The following is an 18795-nucleotide window of genomic DNA, read 5'->3' on the forward strand; positions in this document are numbered from 1 at the left end:
TCAGCGGGCCGCCAGCAGGCGGTTAGCGGGCGGTCAGCAAGCGATGGAGCCGGTGAACTGGCAGGGGTCGCCCGGTGCCGTGTAGGCGATCCTATCGATCTGCGTCGTCAGCGGCCCGTCCGGCGGCACGAACTCGCCCATCTCGGTCGTGGTCTCGCTGCCCCAGAGACTCAGGTACATCTTCGCCTCCCGAAGCGGGATCTTCGCCGGGTCGGTCACCGAGTGCACGATCTCCCCATCGAGGTAGAAGTCGAGGCGGTCGGCCGACCAGACCATCCCATAGTCATGGAATGCCTCGTCCGCGGGCGGGGACACATCCGCCGACGTCGCGACCATCGGCTGGTTGTACCGGGACGTCCGCAGCTCGACGTCGCCGGTATCGACCCCGAACAGCTTGGCGATGTCGATACCCTCGGCCGGGCCGTCGTCACCGGCTCCCACATACGTGGAGTACGACGACACGATCCCGGAGTTCCCGACCGCCTTCATCCTGATCTCGTATGTTCCGTAACCGAGTGGCTGCCGGTGTTGGACCTCAGCGCAGGCGTAGTCCAAATCCCCAGTGGCTCGCTCGACGAAGGTCAGGTTGAGCATGCCACCGGAGGCCCGCGCCTGGTCCGCGTCCCAGATGCAGTTCTGCTGGGCGCCGTTGCGCCATCCGTCGGAGACGAACCAGCGCGACGTGTCAAGCGTGTCGAAGTCGTCGACGAACGAGTCCGTCACGGGTTCGACCGGTACGTCGCACGCGAGCGACTCGGCGAACTGGCACTCCTCGCCCGCCTTCGTAAAGGCCACGTATTCGTACTCCGTGGTGACCGGCCGGCCCGGGTACTCGAACGGCCCCATCCAGTCGGTGAGCGTGTCGGTACTCCAGATCATGGTGAAGATGCGCTGCTCGACCGTAGGTACCTGCGCCGGGTCGGTGTACGTTCGGGCCAGCTCTCCGTTGATGTAGAACCGGACCCGATCCGGTTCCCAGATGAACGCGTAGTGCACGAACTCCTGGCTGTTGTCGACCCCGACCGGCACCGGCCCGCCGCCCGCCGCGACGCCGTTCACCCACGTGTTGAGCTCGACCTCGGTGGTGTCCTTGCCCAGCATCTCGACGTCGATCTCGTGCCACTGAGTCCCCTGGGTGGGACCGGTATAGGTGAACAGCGACTGGTTGGTGCCGCTGACCTGGTCGACCCGCATGCTGGTCTCGTACGTACCGTAGCCGTAGGGCTGCGTGGACTGGATGACTCCACAGGAGTAGTCCTGGCCGGCGTAGGCGGTGTCGTCCAGTGTCAGCGTCAGCATGCCGTCGGCCACGGCGACGTTGTTCTCGTTGAACGTACAGTTCTGGTACGTGCCGTTACGGTACCCGTCGGCGACGTACCAGAAATCCCGGTTGAGGGGCGCGTCGAAGTCTTCGACGAAGGACGGGCCGCCGTTGGCGGCGAGCGGTGCTGTCTGCGCAACGGCCTCCGCCCGGGCATCGGTCGTGTCCGCGGTCTGCGCGTGTCCCGTGAGCGCGCCGACGGCGGGGAGGGCAAGGGCAGCGGTCATCGCCGCGATCAGGGACGTACGTCGTCGTGGTCCAGTCATGCGTCTTCCCTTCCTCTGTCTGCGATCGTTGCAGGTCATCCCCGTATCGAGGCGCACTGAGCCGACGGTGAGCCGGCGCCTCGCGCTGCCGGCCTCCCTTCCTGGCTGGGTTCTTCTCCTGACACTCGGCCCCGGGTGGCGCTATGGCCCACCCACCTCGGAACCGACACCTGCGAGCCCCAACTCGTCACTGCGCACGCATGCCGCCACCCGATGTCCCGATCCACTGGACGTGAGCAGCGGAGCGCGCTCGGCGACGTCGCACACACCCGGCACCGCGTACGGGCAGCGGGTGTGGAAGTAACAACCGGGCGGCGGGTTGGCCGGGTCGGGCAGGTCATCGGCGAGCCGGATCCGACGCCCCGCGCCCCGCAGCCGTGGGTCCGGCCGGGGAACCGCGGACAACAGCGCCTCGGTGTAGGGATGCCTGGGTTGGGCGTACAGGTCGGCGGTCCCGGCGACCTCGACGATCTTGCCCAGGTACATCACCGCCACCCGGTCACAGATGTTCTCCACCACCGACAGGTCGTGCGAGACGAACAGATACGTCAGCTTCAGCTCCTCCTGCAGATCACGGAGCAGGTTCAGGATCTGCGCCCGCACCGAGACATCCAGCGCGGAGACCGGCTCGTCGGCGATCACCACCCGCGGCCCGAGGACCAACGCCCGGGCGATGTTGACCCGTTGCCGTTCCCCGCCGGAGAACGCGTGCGGGTACCGGTTCATGTACTTCGGCGACAGCCCCACCCGCTCGAGCATGGAGGCGACGCGGTCGTCCAGCTCCGACCCGGTGACGGTGCCGCTGGTCCGCAGTGGCTCACCGACGATCTGCCGCAACGTCATCCGCGGGTTGAGCGAAGAGAACGGGTCCTGGAAGACCACCCGGATCTGCCGCTGATACGGTCGCAGTCGGCGAGCGTTCAGCTCCGCCAGATCGACATTCCTGCCGGCGGTGTCCCGGTAGACGATCTGACCCGCGGTCGGCTCGATCACCCGGGCGACGCTGCGGCCCAAGGTGGTCTTCCCGCACCCGGACTCGCCGACGATGCCGAGCGTCTCGCCGGCGCGCACGCTCAGATCAATTCCGTCGACGGCGCGCACGTGGCCGACCGTTCGGCTGAGGAACCCCTTCTTGATCGGAAAGTGAACCGTGAGGCCGCGGACGTCGAGGATCGGAGTGGCGGTTTCCTCGTCCGCGCCCGCCTCGACGCCGCTTGCGCCCGATATGTCATGGTTCATCGTCGTCATGCCCTTTCACCGTCGACGCGGAAATCTCCACCTACCGCCGCACCGTCGTCGTGCAGCACGCATCGCACGCTGCGGGCCTCGCCGAACACGATGTGCGGCGGGTCGGAAACGTCGCACACGCCACCGATCGCCGCATCACAACGCGGATGGAACGGACACCCCGCAGGCCGATCCGACGGATGCGGCACATTCCCCCGGATCGTGGCCAACCGCCGCCCGGCGCCGGCACCCATCCGCGGAATCGACCCCAACAGAGCGTTGGTGTACGGGTGCTTCGGATCATGAAAGATCTCATCCACACCGCCACGCTCCACCACCGTGCCCAGATACATCACCACCACCTCATCGGCGATCTCCGCCACCACACCCAGATCATGGGTAATGAACAACACCGACATCCCCGTCTCGGCCTGCAGGTCACGAAGCAAGTCGATGATCCGCGCCTGCGTCGTCACATCCAGCGCCGTCGTCGGCTCATCCGCGATCAACAACGCCGGATCCGCCGCCAACGCGATCGCGATCATCACCCGCTGACACATCCCACCCGATAACTGGAACGAGTACGCATCCAACCGCTCCTCCGGCCGTGGGATGCCGACCCGGCGTAGTTGCTCGACGGCTCGATCCCGCGCCTCTTCCTTGCCCAGCGGCAGGTGCAGCCGGATAGTCTCAATCAGCTGGTCCCCGATCGTGTACATCGGTGACAGCGACGCCATCGGCTCCTGGAACACCATCGAGATCTCACCGCCCCGGATCCGGCGCATCCGTTCACCCTTCGGATCCAAGGTGGTGAGGTCGACGGGCTCCCCGGCTCCGGGCTGCCAGGCGATCCGGCCGTCGATGATCCGGCCAGGTTCGTCGACCAGTCCGAGCACGGAACGCGCCGTCACACTCTTGCCACACCCCGACTCACCGACGACGCACACCGTCTTCCCCCGCGGAACGGTCAAGCTCACCCCGTCCACGGCACGCACCGTGCCCTCCCGGGTGAAGAAATGCGTCTTCAACCCATCGATCGCCAGCAGCGGTTCGTCGTGCGACATCCGCATCTGCCTCATCTCTTGTACGGATCGGCGGCGTCCCGCAGGCCGTCGCCGACGAAGTTCAGCGCCAAGACCGTGATGATCACGCACAGGCCCGGGAGCATCAGCCACGGCGCCGTCGAGAGCACCCGCACGTTCTGCGCGTCCTGCAGCAGCACACCCCACGAGACCGCAGGCGCCTGCAGACCCAGGCCGAGGAAGCTCAGCGACGTCTCAGCCAGGATCATCGCCGGAATCGACAGCGTCACCGACGCGATCAGATGGCTGGAGAACGACGGCAACATGTGCCGGAAGATCACCCGCGGCCGGCTGCATCCGTCGAGCAGCGCCGCCGTCACGAACTCCTCATTCCGCAACGACAGGAACCGCCCGCGCACCACCCGTGCCAGGTCGGTCCAGGCGATCACCGCCAGGATCGTCGTGATGGCGAAATAGCGCTGCATCGGCCCCCATCCCGGCGGCAGCGCAGCAGCCAGCCCCAGCCACAACGGGATGCTCGGCAGCGACATGAAGAACTCGACCAGACGCTGGATGGCCATGTCCGTTCTGCCGCCGAAGTATCCGGAGACACCGCCCAGCACGACGCCGAGGACGAACGCCATGGCGACGCCGACGAGCCCGATCGTCATCGAGACCCGGGTCCCGTGCACGATCCGGGAGAACAGGTCATGTCCGGTCCGGGTACCGCCCATCAGGTACATCGGCTCGTCCGGATCGACCGGGCCGATCAGGTGCCGATCCCACGGGATGAGCCCGAACAGCTCGTACTCCTCACCCTTCACGAACAGCCCGAGCTCGATCCGCTGCGTCTCGTCGATCTCGAATGACAGTTGCAGCGTCTCTTCGTCGACGGTTGAGGTGTAGCCGTGCACATACAGGCCCTCACCCCAGTCCACGTGAATCCGCTGCGGAGGCGCGTAGGTGTACTCGGCGTCGAACGTGCTCGTGCCGAACGGCGCGATGACGTCCGCGAAGAGCGCGATCAGGTAGACCAGCCCGGTGACGACGAGGCCGGCCATGGCCAGCTTGTGCTGCCGGAACTTCCACCACACCAGCCTCCGCTGAGACGCGCTGGACCAGCGGTCATCGCCGCGCGCCGCCGTCTCGCCGCCGGTAACGGAGTCGGTGCCGGCGTCGGTGTCGGTAGCGGGGCCAGAGTCGGTGGCGGTGGCAGCGTCGGTGCCGGCGGTCGTGTGAGCCATCGAGATGCGCCTCCCTACCGGTAGCCCAGCCGGACCCGAGGATCCAGCCAGGCGAGAAGAATGTCGGACAGCAACGTCCCGATCACCGTCAGCACGCTGACCACGAGGATGATCGATCCGGCCAGATACATGTCCTGGCTCTGCAGGGCGCCCAGCAGCAGCGGTCCGGTGGTGGGCAGGTTGAGCACCGACGCCACGATCACCTCGCCGGAGATGAGCGCCGGGAGCACCCAGCCGACGGTCGAGACGAACGGGTTCATCGCCACCCGGAGCGGGTACTTGAGCACCAGCCTGCGCTCGGGCACGCCACGTGCGCGCGCCGCCATCACGTATGGTTTGCGGACCTCGTCCAGCAGGTTCGCCCGCAGGATACGGATCAACCCCGCCGTTCCCGCGGTGCCGAGCACCACCATCGGAATCCACAGGTGCGCCATCAGGTCACCGACCTTGGCCAGGCTCCAGGCCGCGTCCCGGAACTCCGGCGAGAAGAGACCGCCGACGCTGTACCCGAACACGGTATGCATGACGTACATCAACCCCAACGCGATCATGAAGTTCGGAATCGCGAGGCCCAGGAAGCCGAGCGTCGTGGCGATGTAGTCGCCGGCCGAGTACTGCCGCACCGCCGAGTACAGCCCGACCGGGAACGCCATGATCCAGGTGGCCAGCAACGTGGTGACCGTCAGCAGGATCGACAGCGGCAGCCGGTCGCCGATCAGGCCGGCCACGCTGGTGCCGTACTCGAACGACTGCCCGAAATCCCCGTGCAGCAGGATCCCGGAGATCCACTTCAGGTATTGCTCGTGTAGCGGCTGGCCGAGTCCGTAGCGTTCCCGCAGCCCGTCCAGCATCGCCTGGTCCACCGACTGGCCCTCGGATTCCAGGCGGCTGACCATCGTGGTCAGGTAGTCCCCGGGCGGCAGCTGGATGATGGCGAAGGCGACCAGGGAGATGGCGACGAGCGTCGGCACCATGAACAGGCACCGGCGAGCGATGAAGGTCAACACTGCGGCACCGGCGTCAGTTGTCGAGGTAGAACTGCTCGGGATAGGTGGCGCCCGGATACGGGAAGCCGCCGGCGAAGTACGTCTCGTCGACCATGTTGCGGAACTCGTTCTTCACCACGCCGTATCCGGGCAGTGGGGTGCTGACGCCGATCAGATAGAACTGCTCCTTGGCGATCTGCAGTACATGCCGCATCAGCTCATTCCGGCGTTCCGGATCGGCTTCCGCCTGCACCTGCCGGTACAGCTCCAGCTGCTCCTTGGCGGCGTCCGGTGGTTCGATCGCGCCCTCGCCACTGCCGTCCGTGTCCAGCCAGGTGCTCCAACCCGCCGCGAACCTGTTGTCCAGGCCGTCCATCGGCAGGTAGTACTGCGGCGTGCTGACCGGGTGAATCCCGCCGTCGCCGTCCCAGACGTGCGCTTCCTGGTCGCTCGCATCGAGGATCTCATAGCGGTGCTCGCTGCCTTCGCCCTGCACGGTCAGCTCGACACCGACGTCGCGCCAGTAGCCCTTGATCAGCTCCAACGCATCGATCAACTCGGTCTTCTGGTCCGACGGTGCCAGCACCCGGATGGAGACCGGTGTGCCGTCCGGGCCGAGCCGGATGCCGTCCCCGTCGGTCTCGGTCAGCCCGGCGGCGTCGAGGTGCTGGTTGGCCAGGTCGACGTCGTACGCGGTGTACTGGGTGGCGAACTCCTCGTCGTACAGTGCGCTCTCCGGCAGCGGAGCCGGCTGCGCCGGCTCGCCCTGGCGGGCGAACACCGCGTCGATGATCTCCTGCCGGTTGATCGCGTGCGACAGGCCGATACGGAAGTCCCTGTTCTGAAAGATCTCCCGCTTGACCTCGTCCTTGCAGGTGAGGTTGAGCAGGATGGTCACGGTGTTGAGCTTGTCCGGAATCAGGTTGAAGAACTCGTACCCCGCGGTCTCGCGGTCCGCGGCCAGCACCGGCTTGTTCGCCGTCGTGGTGACCACGCGGTCGATCATGTCGATCTCACCCTGCACGGTGTTGAGCAGCAGCACCTCCTCGTCCTGCACGATGGAGTACTCCACCCCGTCCAGGTAGGGCAGCTGGTTGCCTTCCGGGTCGACCTTCCAGTAGTACGGGTTCCGCTCGAAGGTCATACGCGTCGCCGACGAGATCGGCGTCGTCGGGACCCACGCGTGCAGTCGCGGCAGTTCGATATCGCTCCACAGTGCCGCCCCGCCGATCGCGTGCTGCAGCGCCTCCACCCAGCCGGAGAACCCGGCGTCCTTGGCGGCCTGATCCGCGTCGTCGCTGTAGTCCCGGTGGAATTTCTGCAGGTAATGCCGGGGCAGGCGGGTCAGGACATTGATCGGCTGGTTCGCGAGGGCGTCCAGGAAGAGACCATGCGGGCCGGGGAAGGTGAACGTGACCGTGGTGTCGTCCACCTTCTCCAGCGTCGCCAGTTCCCCGTCGACCATGAACAGGCTGAGCCCGTCCGGCATCACGTCCGGGTTGGCGACCAGATCGTCGTAGGCGAACAGGATGTCGTCCGCGGTGAACGGCGCACCGTCGGACCATCTCATTCCCTCGCGGAGGGTGAACGTGTACTGCGTGGCGTCGTCGCTGACTTCGAAGGACGCAGCCACGTTGGGGATCACCTCGTCCCAGGCCAGATTCCATCTGACCAAGGGTTCATAGCCGATGGCGTAGTCCAGCCGGAAGCTCTGCGCACCTACCATGCCGTTGCGCCAGGTGCCGCCATAGGAGCCGATCTGTTCGATCGGCTCCACCACGGCCGGATCCGCCGGCAGCCGCTCGGCCACGGGCGGCAGGTCCCCGCTGTCCACCAAGGCACGCAGCGACGGCGCCTCACCGGATGCGGTACCGGCGGAGGTGTCCGGCGACGCTCCGTTGCCGTTGTCGCCACCGGACGACGATGTGCAGGCCGGCACCATGGCGACGAGGGCAAGCGCTCCGCCCGCCCGGAGCAATCGTCGACGGTCGATCTGTGGTTCCATCACGTTCTCCTTCGAAGTGAGTCACGCCAGAGGATCTGAACTGCCTGGGCGGTGCGCCCGGTCATCGCCGTTGCGCTGAAGACCGTCGACGCGTCAGTAGCCGCGCACCTCCGGCCAGGAGAGCTCGACGCCGCGATCGGTCAGGGCCTGCTGGAAGGCGGCGAGGTGCGCGTCATCGGACCGGACCTGGTGCGGTGTGGCGCCATGCCGCAGGCAGTACGCGGCCAGCATGCCGGCGGCTTCGCCGACGTTCCACTCCACCGGGTGCAGCCGGTAACAGCCGTTGGTGATATGCGTGGTGCCGATGTTCTTCGCCGCCGGAAGCAGGTTGCGCATCCGCACCGGCAGCAACGCACCCAGCGGGATCTGAAACGGCAACGAACCGACGTCGATGTAATTGTCCCCACCCGTCGACGGATGCAGATCGATCCGATACGAGCCGACACCCACCGAATCCTGGTATGGCTGGGCGCCGCGTTGTCCGCGCAGGGCAAGCGAGACGTCCTGCTCGACGACGGTGTACTCGGCCGCGATCCGCCGCGACTCGCGGACATACGGCGCCTTCGCCAGGCCGTGCGAGGTGCCGAAGACATCGCCGCGCAGCCGCAAACCCGGTAGGCCGGCACCGCCGTCGGGTGTCGGCATCTCGGTCTGCATCCAGTACAGGAAACTCCGGCTCATCCGCCGCGCACCCTCCAGGTGCGTCGCCGTCTCGTCGTCGCTGACCTCGAAGATCGGGCCCTCGAGGTAGTCGATCATCGGCCAGTTCACGATCACCAGGTCGCTGGCGAACGCACCCTCGGCGAAGTTGTCCCGGGCCAAGACCCGCCGGAACGCCCACAGGTCGCGGTCGGCGCCGAGCTTCTCGTTGTCGCCGTGCGGGAGGAAGTATCGCTGCGCCGGTTCCAGCGTTTGCGGCGACGGCGCCACCATGCTGAACATCCGATCCGGCCAGTACGGCGGCTGGTAGTCCCGCCAGAACGCGTAGTCGTCCGGTTTGTCGATGGTGTGGTCTTCGCCGGGCCGGTGGTCGACGGCGAAGCACCAGGAGACCGCCTGCATGTTCAGCGGCTGGCGCTCGGCCGGGGCGCTCGGCTCCCCGGTATCGTCCTGCGACTCGAACCCGGTGACGTACTCGGCGCCGGTCAGCGGCAACAGCTCACCGGTCTCGGTCGCGTCGAGGATGTACGGTGCGACGACGGTGACCACACGGCCGTGCTCCTGGTCGTGCAGCGTGACACTGGTGACCGTATCCGCGTCGACGGTGGCGCTGACCGGCCGGTGCCGCAGCCGCACCTCCAGATTCCCGTGTGCCCGACTCGGCGCGAGCATGCTCTCCAGCACGGCGAGGCCCACCCGGGGCTCGGCACAGAGCTGGCTGACCTTGCCGTTCCCGGGGTTCAAGGCCTTGCGTGCACGCGCCTGCGGGGTCAGCGGATACCAGCGACGGTAGTAGTCCCGGATCCCATCGCGCAGCTCACGGTAGGTCGCCGTGCACCCGAACTGCTCGATCCAGGGGTGTTCATCGGACGGGACGCCTTGGGCGGTCAGCTGGCCGCCGACCCAATCGGTCTCCTCGGTCAGCACCACCGTCATGCCGTGCCGCGCCGCGGCCAACGCGGCGGCCACCCCACCCAAGCCGCCGCCGACCACGGCGATGTCCGCCCGAATCTCGATGTCTCCGGTCACGCTGAGCTCCTCCAGGTACGCCACAACCAGTGCTTGAATACGTATGAGCAAATCTCGATGGAAAATGCGTGACTGTGCTTCTACGTATGAACGCGAAGTTATGACACATGACGCTGGGGTGTCAATAGCGTGAAGGCCACGACCTCAGCCCTGCGCCGCAGGACGGCGGGAAAGCGGGCTGGGCGGCAGATGCGTTGGTTACCGATCGGACCCGGTACCGGTGGCGTGCGGCAGGCAGGCCGACACCGGTCGCCCCGGGATCAGCCGCCGGCCGTCGGTGAACCCTTCGTGCCGGCCGGACAACTCCCTCACCAGCCGTTCCCGCCACCGCCCGAGCATCTGCGCCGACGACGGACCGCCCGCCAGATCATGTGTCTCGGCCGGATCGGTCTGAAGATCGAAGAGCTGCTCATGTCCGGATCCGGAGAACCAGACGTACTTCGTGCGGCCGTCCGTGAGCCACTGCTGCGATTCACCGAACATGACATGCTCACCGTGCAGGTACTCCCGCCAGGGCTCCTCTACGCCGCGCGCCGGGCCGAGCAAGCTCCGCCCCTCCACGGTCGCCGGGATCTCGACACCGGCGCACTCCAGCAGCGTCGGCATGACGTCGCGGAGCTCCACCACCTCATCCCGGACCGCCCCACCGGCAAGGCCCGGTCCGGCCAGCAGGGCCGGGATCCGCGCCGAACCCTCGTACGGAAATCCCTTCCGGAACAGGTGGTGGTCACCGAGCATCTCGCCGTGGTCGGAGACGAAACAGACGTACGTGTTGTCCCGAACCCCGTGATGCTCCAGTTCCGCCAGCAGAAAGGCGATCTGCTGGTCGACGTGGGACATGTGCCCGAAGTAGCCCGCCCGGGCGCGCCGCAGCGTCCGATCGTCGACGTCGGCCACCCACGCCGACGGGTTCGCCGAGTCCGTCTGCGCCGCGAACCGATCGACCCAGTCACCCACCGGAGGCTCCGGCATCGGCAGGTCGAGGTATTGCTCGAACGCCCAGGCCGGCGGATCGTACGGCGGATGCGGAGCATTGAACGAGGCGAACAGGAAGAACGGTTTGCGCGGGTCACGGCGGCGCAGAAAGTCGGCCGCCTGCGTCGCCACAAAGTTCGTCGGGTGTGTGTGCTCCGGTTTGTCCCACGGCCGAGCGACGTAGGAGTTGCTGTCGATGCCGTGGTCGAAGTAGGTCGCATCCCGGCCGAGCTGCTGACGCAGCCACGGCAGGTAGTCGTCGACCAGGTCCGGATCCAGCCCGCGCTGGCGCGCCATCCGCACGATCCCGGTCGGACTGTGCAGGATCACGTTCTGGAATCCGAGCTGGCTTCGTTCGGGATAGACGTGCATCTTCCCGACCGCCTGCGTCTGGTAGCCGGCGCGGGTGAGCTCACCCGCGAGCGTGACCTGGTAGTTCCACGGAACGTGGTCCTGATAGCCGACCCGTCCATGCGACGCCGCCGACATCCCCGTATGCAGCGACGCCCGCGCCGGTATACACGTCGGCGACGCCGAGTACGCCCGGCTGAACCGGACACCGCGGGAGGCGAGCTGGTCCAGGAACGGAGTCTGCACCACCGGATGCCCGGCCGCCCCGAGCGCGTCTCCGCGCCACTGGTCAGCCATGATCAGGACGATGTTGGGCGGCTCCGGCATGGACATCACGGCACCCGTACCTCGGCGGTCAGCGGCAGATCGCCCACATGGTGACCGACGTGCACCAGGTACTGCCCCGGCTCTACCTCCCACCGGCCTTCCCAGTGCGCGAACACCCGCGGCTGGAGGTCGACCGTCGCCGTGACGGTCTGCCCCGCCTCCGCCCGGACGACGGCGAAGCCGGCCAACCAGAGCGCCGGCCGCTCGACGGAGCTGTCGGGACACGACAGATACACCTGCACGACGTGGGTGCCCGCCCGTGCGCCGGTGTTCCGCACGCGCACCTTCACCGACGGCAGGTCCACCTCCAGATCCGACATGTCCCACGATGTGTAGCCGAGGCCGAAGCCGAACGGGTAGGCGGGGATGGCTCCCGCGCGTAACCACGCCCGGTGCCCGATGTGCACACCCTCGTCGTAGCGGACCACTCCGTCCACCGGCGCGGTATCCAGAATCGGTACGTCCGCCTCCTCGGCCGGCCACGTCGTGGGCAGCCGACCGCCCGGTTCCGCCACCCCGAGCAGGACGTCGGCCAGCGCGTTCCCATACTCTTGGCCGCCGAACCAGGTGAGCAAGATCGCCGCCACCTCGTCCCGCCACGGCATCGTGACGGGCGCGCCCGCGTTGACGACGACGACCGTGCGCGGGTTCGCCGCCGCCACTGCGCGCACCAGTTCGTCCTGCCGGCCCGGCAGGGACAGGCCGGCCCGGTCGAAGCTCTCGCTCTCCACATCCGGGCTGGTCCCGACCACGACGACGGCGACGTCGGCAGCCTGAGCCGCAGCGACGGCCTCGTCGAGGTGTTCCTGAGGCGACATCGTCTCCAGGTCGAATCCGACCACCAGGCTGGCCGCGTTCTCCGGCAGGTCCCGAGCGGGCTCCAACCGGACCCGGATCTCGAGCGGATCGCCCGCGATCAACTGGACCGGCACCCCTGCCAGCGGCGGTGACACCAGCCCGCCACCGAAGACCGGACCGTCGTGGACGAGCACCTCATCCAGCACGGCGACGCCGTCCACCTGCAGGGTCACCCGGCCGGCAGCGGCGACCGCCAGGCGTGCCGGGCCGGACTCCCGCGGTCGATATCGCATTGCCAGTTCGACGGCCGCCGCCTCGCGCAGCCGCGGCGAACCCAGGCGTGCCAGGTCGCAGTCCCGTCGCCACTCGCTATGTGTCTGTTCACCCTCGGCGTCGGTGTAGACGACGCGCACGCCGGGCTCTCCGGTCACCGGGTCGGTGAGGTCACCGGGCGGCAGCGGCACCACCGCCCGTTGCGCGACCGTTCCGAGGCACCACGTCACGTCGGTGCCGGAGAGCGCGGCCCGCAGCCCATCCAGCGGGGAGACCGTGTACTCCGGCTCCACGAGCGCGCTGCCGCCACCCTGGGTACGGGCCAGGTAGGCATTCTGGCCGATCACGGCCACCTTCCGCAGGCCGGACGCCTCCCACGGCAGCTCACCGGCGTTGCGCACCAGCACCATGCCCGCGGCCGCGGCCTCGCGAGCCAGCGCGGGACCGTCCTCGCCGGACGGTGGAGACGGAACCGCCGCCGCGATGCCGTCCAGCGCACCGACCCGGCCGGCCAACCGGAGCAGCCGACGGACCTTCTCGTCGACTGTCGCCTCCGGCACCCGGCCGGCGCGCACCGCCTCCAGGAGCTTCTCGCCCCAGGGCCCGTCCGGCCCGGGCATCACCAGGTCCAGCCGGGCCAGCGCCGCCGCGTCCGTGGTGCGCGCCGCCCACCAATCGGAAACGACGACGCCGTCGAACCCCCACTCGCCGCACAACGGCTCGGCCAGCAGCGCATTCTCGGTCATCGTCGTGCCGTTGACCGCGTTGTAGGCGGCCATCACCATCCACGGCCGCTGGTACACCACGGTGTCCTCGAACGCCGCCAGGTACAGCTCCCGCAGCGCACGCTCGCTGACCGCCACGTCCGCGGTGAACCGCTCGGTCTCGAAGTCGTTGGCGACATAATGCTTCGGGCAAGCGCCGACGCCACCGTCCTGGATACCGCGCACGTACGCCGCCGCCAGCCGCGACGTGAGCAGCGGATCCTCGGAGAAGGCTTCGAAATGCCGCCCGCCGAGCGGGCTTCGGTGCAGGTTGATGGTCGGCCCGAGGACCACGTCGGCACCGCGACGGCGGGCCTCGACCGCCAGCATCGCGCCATACCGGCGGGCCAGGTCAGTGTCCCACGATGCCCCCAGCGACGTCGCCGACGGAAGGTTCAGCGCCGTCTCCCGGCCGTCGAAGCTCTCACCGCGGATGCCGGACGGGCCGTCGGAGAGCACCATGCGGCGCAGGCCGATCGCGGGTTCGTCGTGCACGCCCCACATGTCGGCTCCGGTCAGCAACCGAACCTTCTGCTCCAGGGTGAGCTTCTCCACCAACAGCGTCAGCTGCGTGTCAACGGGTGTCGCAGTGTCATCGGGCATCGTGGGACGTGTCCTTGTCTCTCGTGCTGGTCTCTTCAGATATGCAGGCGGCCGCTACAGCGGAATCGGGCCGCTAGCTGCAGGCGATGGAGCCGGCGAACTGGCACGCGTCGCCCGGTGCGGTGTAGGCGACCCGGTCCACCTGCATCGTCAGCGGGCCGTCCGGCGGGACGAAGTCTCCCATCTCGGGTGTGGTCTCGCTCGCCCAGATGTTGAGGAACATGTTGGTGGCCCGGTCCGGGATACGGTCGGCGTTGATGATCGACACGGACAGCTCGCCGTCGACGTAGAAGTCGAGCTGATCCGCGGTCCACACCATCCCGTAGTCGTGGAACACCTCGTCCGACGGCGCGGACAAGTCGACGAGCGTCGGCCGCAGCGGCTGGTCGTTCCGCCAGGTGTTGACCTTGACCTGGCCGGTATTGACGCCGAGCAGCTTCGCGATATCGATCGCCTCGGACGGCTCGGACGACGTCGCGCCGACCCAGGTGAAGAACGTCGACATCACCCCGGACCCCGGCACGCCCTTCATCCTCACCTCGTACGTGCCGTAGCCGAGTTTGCTCTTGTGCTGCACCTCCGCGCAGGCGTAGTCGCGGTCGCCGGTGGGCTGCTCCACATAGGTCAAATTCAACACGCCGTCCGACACCGCCACCTGGTCCGCGTCCCAGGTGCAGTTCTGCCGCGCGCCGTTGTTCCAGCCGTCCGAGACGCCCCACCGGGTCGTGTCCAGCGTCTCGAACTCGTCGACGAACGACGAGGTCGGCGGCTGGACGTCGATATCGCACGCGACCGACCCGGCGAACTGACAGTCCTCGCCCGCACGGGTGAAAGCCACATACTCGTATTCGGTGGTGATGGGGTGGCCCGGGTATTCGAACGGACCCATCCACCCGGACAGGGTGTCGGTGCCCCACAGCATGGTGAACACGAACTGGTTGTGCGTCGGGATATCCGCCGGATCCGTGAGCGTGTGCACCAGCTCGCCGTCGATGAAGTACCGGATCCGGTGCTGTTCCCACACATAGGCGAAGTCGACCCACTGCTCGCTGCTGTCGTATCCGATGTCCACCGGCCACGGGCCCCGGTTGGAACCGTCGACGTGGGTGTTGAGCTCCACCACGGTCGGGTCCTTACCGAGCACCTCGAAGTCGATCTCCATGTGCGGCTGCCCGTGGTAGGGACCGACGTAGGAGAACAGCGACGAATTGGTGCCGCTCGCCGCGCCGACCTTCATCCGGGTCTCGTAGGTGCCGTAGCTGTATCGCTTGTTCGTCTGGATAGCGCCGCACGAGTAGTCGCGGTCCCCGTAGGCCGTGTCGTCCAGGGTGAGTGTCAGGATGCCGTCGGCGGTGGTGGCGTTGGCCGCGTTGAACTGGCAGTTCTGGTGACCGCCGTTGTTGTAGCCGTCGTTGACGTACCAGAAGCCCTCGTCTATCCCTGCGTCGAAATCCTCGACGAACGACTCACCGCCCGGGTCGAGTGCGGCGCTGAGCTGAGGTTGCGCCGGTTCGGCGGCGTCGGGCTGGGCCGAGTCGGCTGGATTCGCCTGGCCGGTGACGGCCGTGAGACCGCCGAGAGTGACGGCCGCGGCGGTCGCAGTGAAGGTGATGCGTCGTCGCGTTCGCATGATGGTGTGATCCCTTCGTCGCGAGCGGTACGCGTTCAGGTGCGGTACGTATGCCTCCCTTCGCCAGGTCGTTCAGGCGGGTTCGGACGCCACGCCGACGAGGTCGAGTTCGCTCGTCCGCAGGCACGCGGCGTCGTGCTGGGGCCCGGTTCCGGTCAGCACCGGGCCGTGGCCGTCGATGTCGCACACACCCGGCACGGCATACGGGCAGCGGGTGTGGAAGTAACAACCGGGTGGCGGGTTGGCCGGGTCGGGCAGGTCGTCGGCGAGCCGGATCCGACGCCCCGCGCCCCGCAGCCGTGGGTCCGGCCGGGGAACCGCGGACAACAGCGCCTCGGTGTAGGGATGCCGCGGCGACGAGTAGAGCTCCGCGGTATCCGCGACCTCGACGATCTTCCCCAGGTACATCACCGCCACCCGGTCACAGATGTTCTCCACCACCGACAGGTCGTGCGAGACGAACAGATACGTCAGCTTCAGCTCCTCCTGCAGGTCACGCAACAGGTTCAGGATCTGCGCCCGCACCGAGACATCCAGCGCGGAGACCGGCTCGTCGGCGATCACCACCCGCGGCCCCAAGATCAACGCCCGGGCGATGTTGACCCGCTGCCGCTCCCCGCCGGAGAACGCGTGCGGGTACCGGTTCATGTACTTCGGCGACAGCCCCACCCGCTCGAGCATCTCCGCGACGCGATGCTCCAGCTCGGACCCGGACGCGATCCCGTTCGCGCGCAACGGCTCACCGACGATCTGTAGCAGCGTCATCCGCGGGTTGAGCGAAGAGAACGGGTCCTGGAAGACCACCCGGATCTGCCGCTGAAACGGCTTGAGCGCCCGCTCACCCAGCGTGGCCAGGTCCGTCACCGTGCCGTCCGGCCCGCGGTACCGGACCTCGCCGCCGGTGGGCTTGAGGATCCGGGCGATCGACCGCCCGAGCGTCGTCTTCCCGCACCCGGACTCGCCGACCAGGCCGAGCGTCTCACCGGGACGGATCGCCAGGTCCACGCCGTCGACGGCACGCACGTGCCCGACGGTGCGGCCGATGAAACCCTTCCGCACCGGGAAATGCACCGTGAGATCCCGGACCTCGATGACCGGCTCGGGTGCTGCCACCGAATCCGTCATGCTCGCACCTCCGCGGCGCTCGAACGGTGCACGTCGTCGTGCAGCACGCATCGCACGCTGCGGGCCTCGCCGAACACGATGTGCGGCGGGTCGGAGACGTCGCACACGCCACCGATCGCCGCATCACAACGCGGATGGAACGGACACCCCGCAGGCCGATCCGACGGATGCGGCACATTCCCCCGGATCGTGGCCAACCGCCGCCCGGCGCCGGCACCCATCCGCGGAATCGACCCCAACAGAGCGTTGGTGTACGGGTGCTTCGGATCATGAAAGATCTCATCCACACCGCCACGCTCCACCACCGTGCCCAGATACATCACCACCACCTCATCGGCGATCTCCGCCACCACACCCAGATCATGGGTAATGAACAACACCGACATCCCCGTCTCGGCCTGCAGGTCACGAAGCAAGTCGATGATCCGCGCCTGCGTCGTCACATCCAGCGCCGTCGTCGGCTCATCCGCGATCAACAACGCCGGATCCGCCGCCAACGCGATCGCGATCATCACCCGCTGACACATCCCACCCGACAACTGGAACGAGTACGCATCCAACCGCTCCTCGGCCCGCGGGATACCGGCACGACGCAGCAGGTCGGTGGCCCGTTCACGTGCCTGTTCCTGGGTCAACGGGAGGTGCATCCGGATCGCCTCGACCAGCTGGTCACCGATCGTGTACATCGGCGACAGCGACGCCATCGGCTCCTGGAACACCATCGAGATCTCACCGCCCCGGACCCGGCGCATCTCCTCACTTCTCGGTCCGAGCTGTGCCAGGTTCACCGGCTCCTGCCCACGGCGCCGCCACCAGATCTCGCCGGAGACGATCCGCCCCGGCTCGTCGACCAGTCCGAGTACGGAACGCGCTGTCACACTCTTGCCGCACCCCGACTCACCCACGACGCACACCGTCTTCCCCCGCGGAACGGTCAAGCTCACCCCGTCCACGGCACGCACCGTGCCCTCCCGGGTGAAGAAGTGCGTACGCAGATCGGAGATCTCCAGTAATGGATCTTCACGCGGCATGTGCTCACGCCCTCATCTCTTGTACGGATCGGCGGCGTCCCGCAGGCCGTCGCCGACGAAGTTCAGCGCCAGCACCGCGACGATCACCGCGACGCCCGGGAGCATCAGCCACGGCGCCGTCGAGAGCACCCGCACGTTCTGTGCGTCCTGCAGCAGCACGCCCCAGCTCACGACCGGATCCTGCAGACCGAGACCGAGGAAGCTCAGCGACGTCTCGGCCAGGATCATCGCCGGGATCGACAGCGTCACCGACGCGATCAGATGGCTGGTGAACGACGGCAGCATGTGCCGGTAGATCACCCGTGGCCGCCCGCTGCCGTCCAGGCGCGCGGAGGTCACGAACTCCTCGTTCCGCAACGACAGGAACCGCCCGCGCACCACCCGCGCCATGTCCGTCCAGCCGATCACCGCCAGGATCACCGTGATCGCGAAATAACGCTGCATCGGTCCCCATTCGTGTGGCAGAGCCGCCGACAGCCCCATCCACAGCGGGATACCGGGAATGGACATGAAGAACTCGACGATGCGCTGGATGACCGTGTCGGTCCTGCCGCCGAAGTAGCCGGAGACACCGCCCAGGATGATCCCCAGAACCAGAGCCATCGCGACGCCCACCAGCCCGATGGTCATCGAGATACGGGTGCCGTGGATCAGGCGAGACAGCAGGTCGTGGCCGTTGCGGTCGGCACCGAGCAGGTACATCGGCTGGCCCGGGTCTTCTGGTCCGATCAGGTGCCGATCCCACGGGATGAGCCCGAACAGCTCGTACTCCTCACCCTTGACGAACAGCCCGATCTCGATCCGCTGACTCTCGTCCACCTCGAAGGTGGGCTCGAACGTCTCCTCATCGATGGTCGAGGTGTAGCCGTGCACATACAGGCCCTCACCCCAGTCCACGTGGATCCGCTGCGGAGGCGCGTAGGTGTATTCGGAGTTGAACGTGCTCGTGCCGAACGGCGCCAGGAACTCGGCGAACAGCGCCACGAGGTAGATGCCGAACATGAGGACGAGCCCCACCATGGCCAGCTTGTGCTGCCGGAATTTCCACCACACCAGCCGCCACTGCTTGGCGGTCCGCCGGCCGTTCTTCGTTCCGGTCTCCGCCCCGGCCTCGACGGACGAGGTCGTGTCGGCGTCGAGAAGCACCGTGGTCATGAG

13 protein-coding genes are annotated in these 18795 nt (G+C 67.5%); all 13 read right to left on the minus strand.

Annotation, left to right across the window (positions count from 1 at the left end):
• Nucleotides 1–33 precede the first annotated feature (33 nt).
• A complete protein-coding gene (locus G1H10_RS15805; protein ID WP_163739459.1) occupies nt 34–1587 on the minus strand; it encodes a family 16 glycosylhydrolase in 1554 nt (517 codons plus the stop codon).
• Nucleotides 1588–1728: 141 nt separating this feature from the next.
• The gene (locus G1H10_RS15810) at nt 1729–2826 is read right to left on the minus strand and encodes an ABC transporter ATP-binding protein (protein ID WP_376778629.1); all 1098 of its coding nucleotides are present in this window, start codon (nt 2824–2826) and stop codon (nt 1729–1731) included.
• A 5-nt stretch (nt 2827–2831) separates the two neighbouring features.
• On the minus strand, nt 2832–3878 hold the full coding sequence (locus G1H10_RS15815; RefSeq protein WP_216853309.1) for an ABC transporter ATP-binding protein: 1047 nt from the start codon (nt 3876–3878) through the stop codon (nt 2832–2834).
• Nucleotides 3879–3889: 11 nt separating this feature from the next.
• Nucleotides 3890–5080 (minus strand): ABC transporter permease, encoded by a 1191-nt coding sequence (locus tag G1H10_RS15820; protein WP_163739465.1) that lies wholly within the window; start codon nt 5078–5080, stop codon nt 3890–3892.
• Nucleotides 5081–5094: 14 nt separating this feature from the next.
• Nucleotides 5095–6087, minus strand: a complete 993-nt coding sequence (locus G1H10_RS15825; protein WP_163739466.1) for an ABC transporter permease — start codon at nt 6085–6087, stop codon at nt 5095–5097.
• Nucleotides 6088–6100: 13 nt separating this feature from the next.
• The gene (locus G1H10_RS15830) at nt 6101–8071 is read right to left on the minus strand and encodes an ABC transporter substrate-binding protein (protein WP_163739469.1); all 1971 of its coding nucleotides are present in this window, start codon (nt 8069–8071) and stop codon (nt 6101–6103) included.
• A 93-nt stretch (nt 8072–8164) separates the two neighbouring features.
• Entirely contained in the window at nt 8165–9742 is a 1578-nt protein-coding gene (locus G1H10_RS15835) for an FAD-dependent oxidoreductase (protein WP_163739575.1), read from the minus strand.
• 216 nt (nt 9743–9958) lie between these two features.
• Nucleotides 9959–11413 carry an arylsulfatase gene (locus G1H10_RS15840; RefSeq protein ID WP_216853311.1) on the minus strand — a complete coding sequence of 485 codons (1455 nt, stop codon included), beginning with the start codon at nt 11411–11413 and terminating at the stop codon, nt 9959–9961.
• 5 nt (nt 11414–11418) lie between these two features.
• Entirely contained in the window at nt 11419–13851 is a 2433-nt protein-coding gene (locus tag G1H10_RS15845) for a beta-glucosidase (RefSeq protein WP_163739473.1), read from the minus strand.
• A 73-nt stretch (nt 13852–13924) separates the two neighbouring features.
• Nucleotides 13925–15481 (minus strand): family 16 glycosylhydrolase, encoded by a 1557-nt coding sequence (locus tag G1H10_RS15850; protein WP_163739475.1) that lies wholly within the window; start codon nt 15479–15481, stop codon nt 13925–13927.
• A 72-nt stretch (nt 15482–15553) separates the two neighbouring features.
• Nucleotides 15554–16606 carry an ABC transporter ATP-binding protein gene (locus tag G1H10_RS15855; RefSeq protein ID WP_163739477.1) on the minus strand — a complete coding sequence of 351 codons (1053 nt, stop codon included), beginning with the start codon at nt 16604–16606 and terminating at the stop codon, nt 15554–15556.
• Entirely contained in the window at nt 16603–17637 is a 1035-nt protein-coding gene (locus tag G1H10_RS15860) for an ABC transporter ATP-binding protein (protein WP_163739479.1), read from the minus strand. Before G1H10_RS15860 ends, G1H10_RS15855 begins: the two co-directional genes overlap by 4 nt.
• Before the next feature lie 12 nt (nt 17638–17649).
• Nucleotides 17650–18792 (minus strand): ABC transporter permease, encoded by a 1143-nt coding sequence (locus G1H10_RS15865; RefSeq protein WP_163739481.1) that lies wholly within the window; start codon nt 18790–18792, stop codon nt 17650–17652.
• Nucleotides 18793–18795 lie beyond the last annotated feature (3 nt).

It is taken from the genome of Phytoactinopolyspora halotolerans (genome assembly GCF_010550675.1).
In the GTDB taxonomy this organism is placed as follows: Bacteria; Actinomycetota; Actinomycetes; order Jiangellales; family Jiangellaceae; genus Phytoactinopolyspora; species Phytoactinopolyspora halotolerans.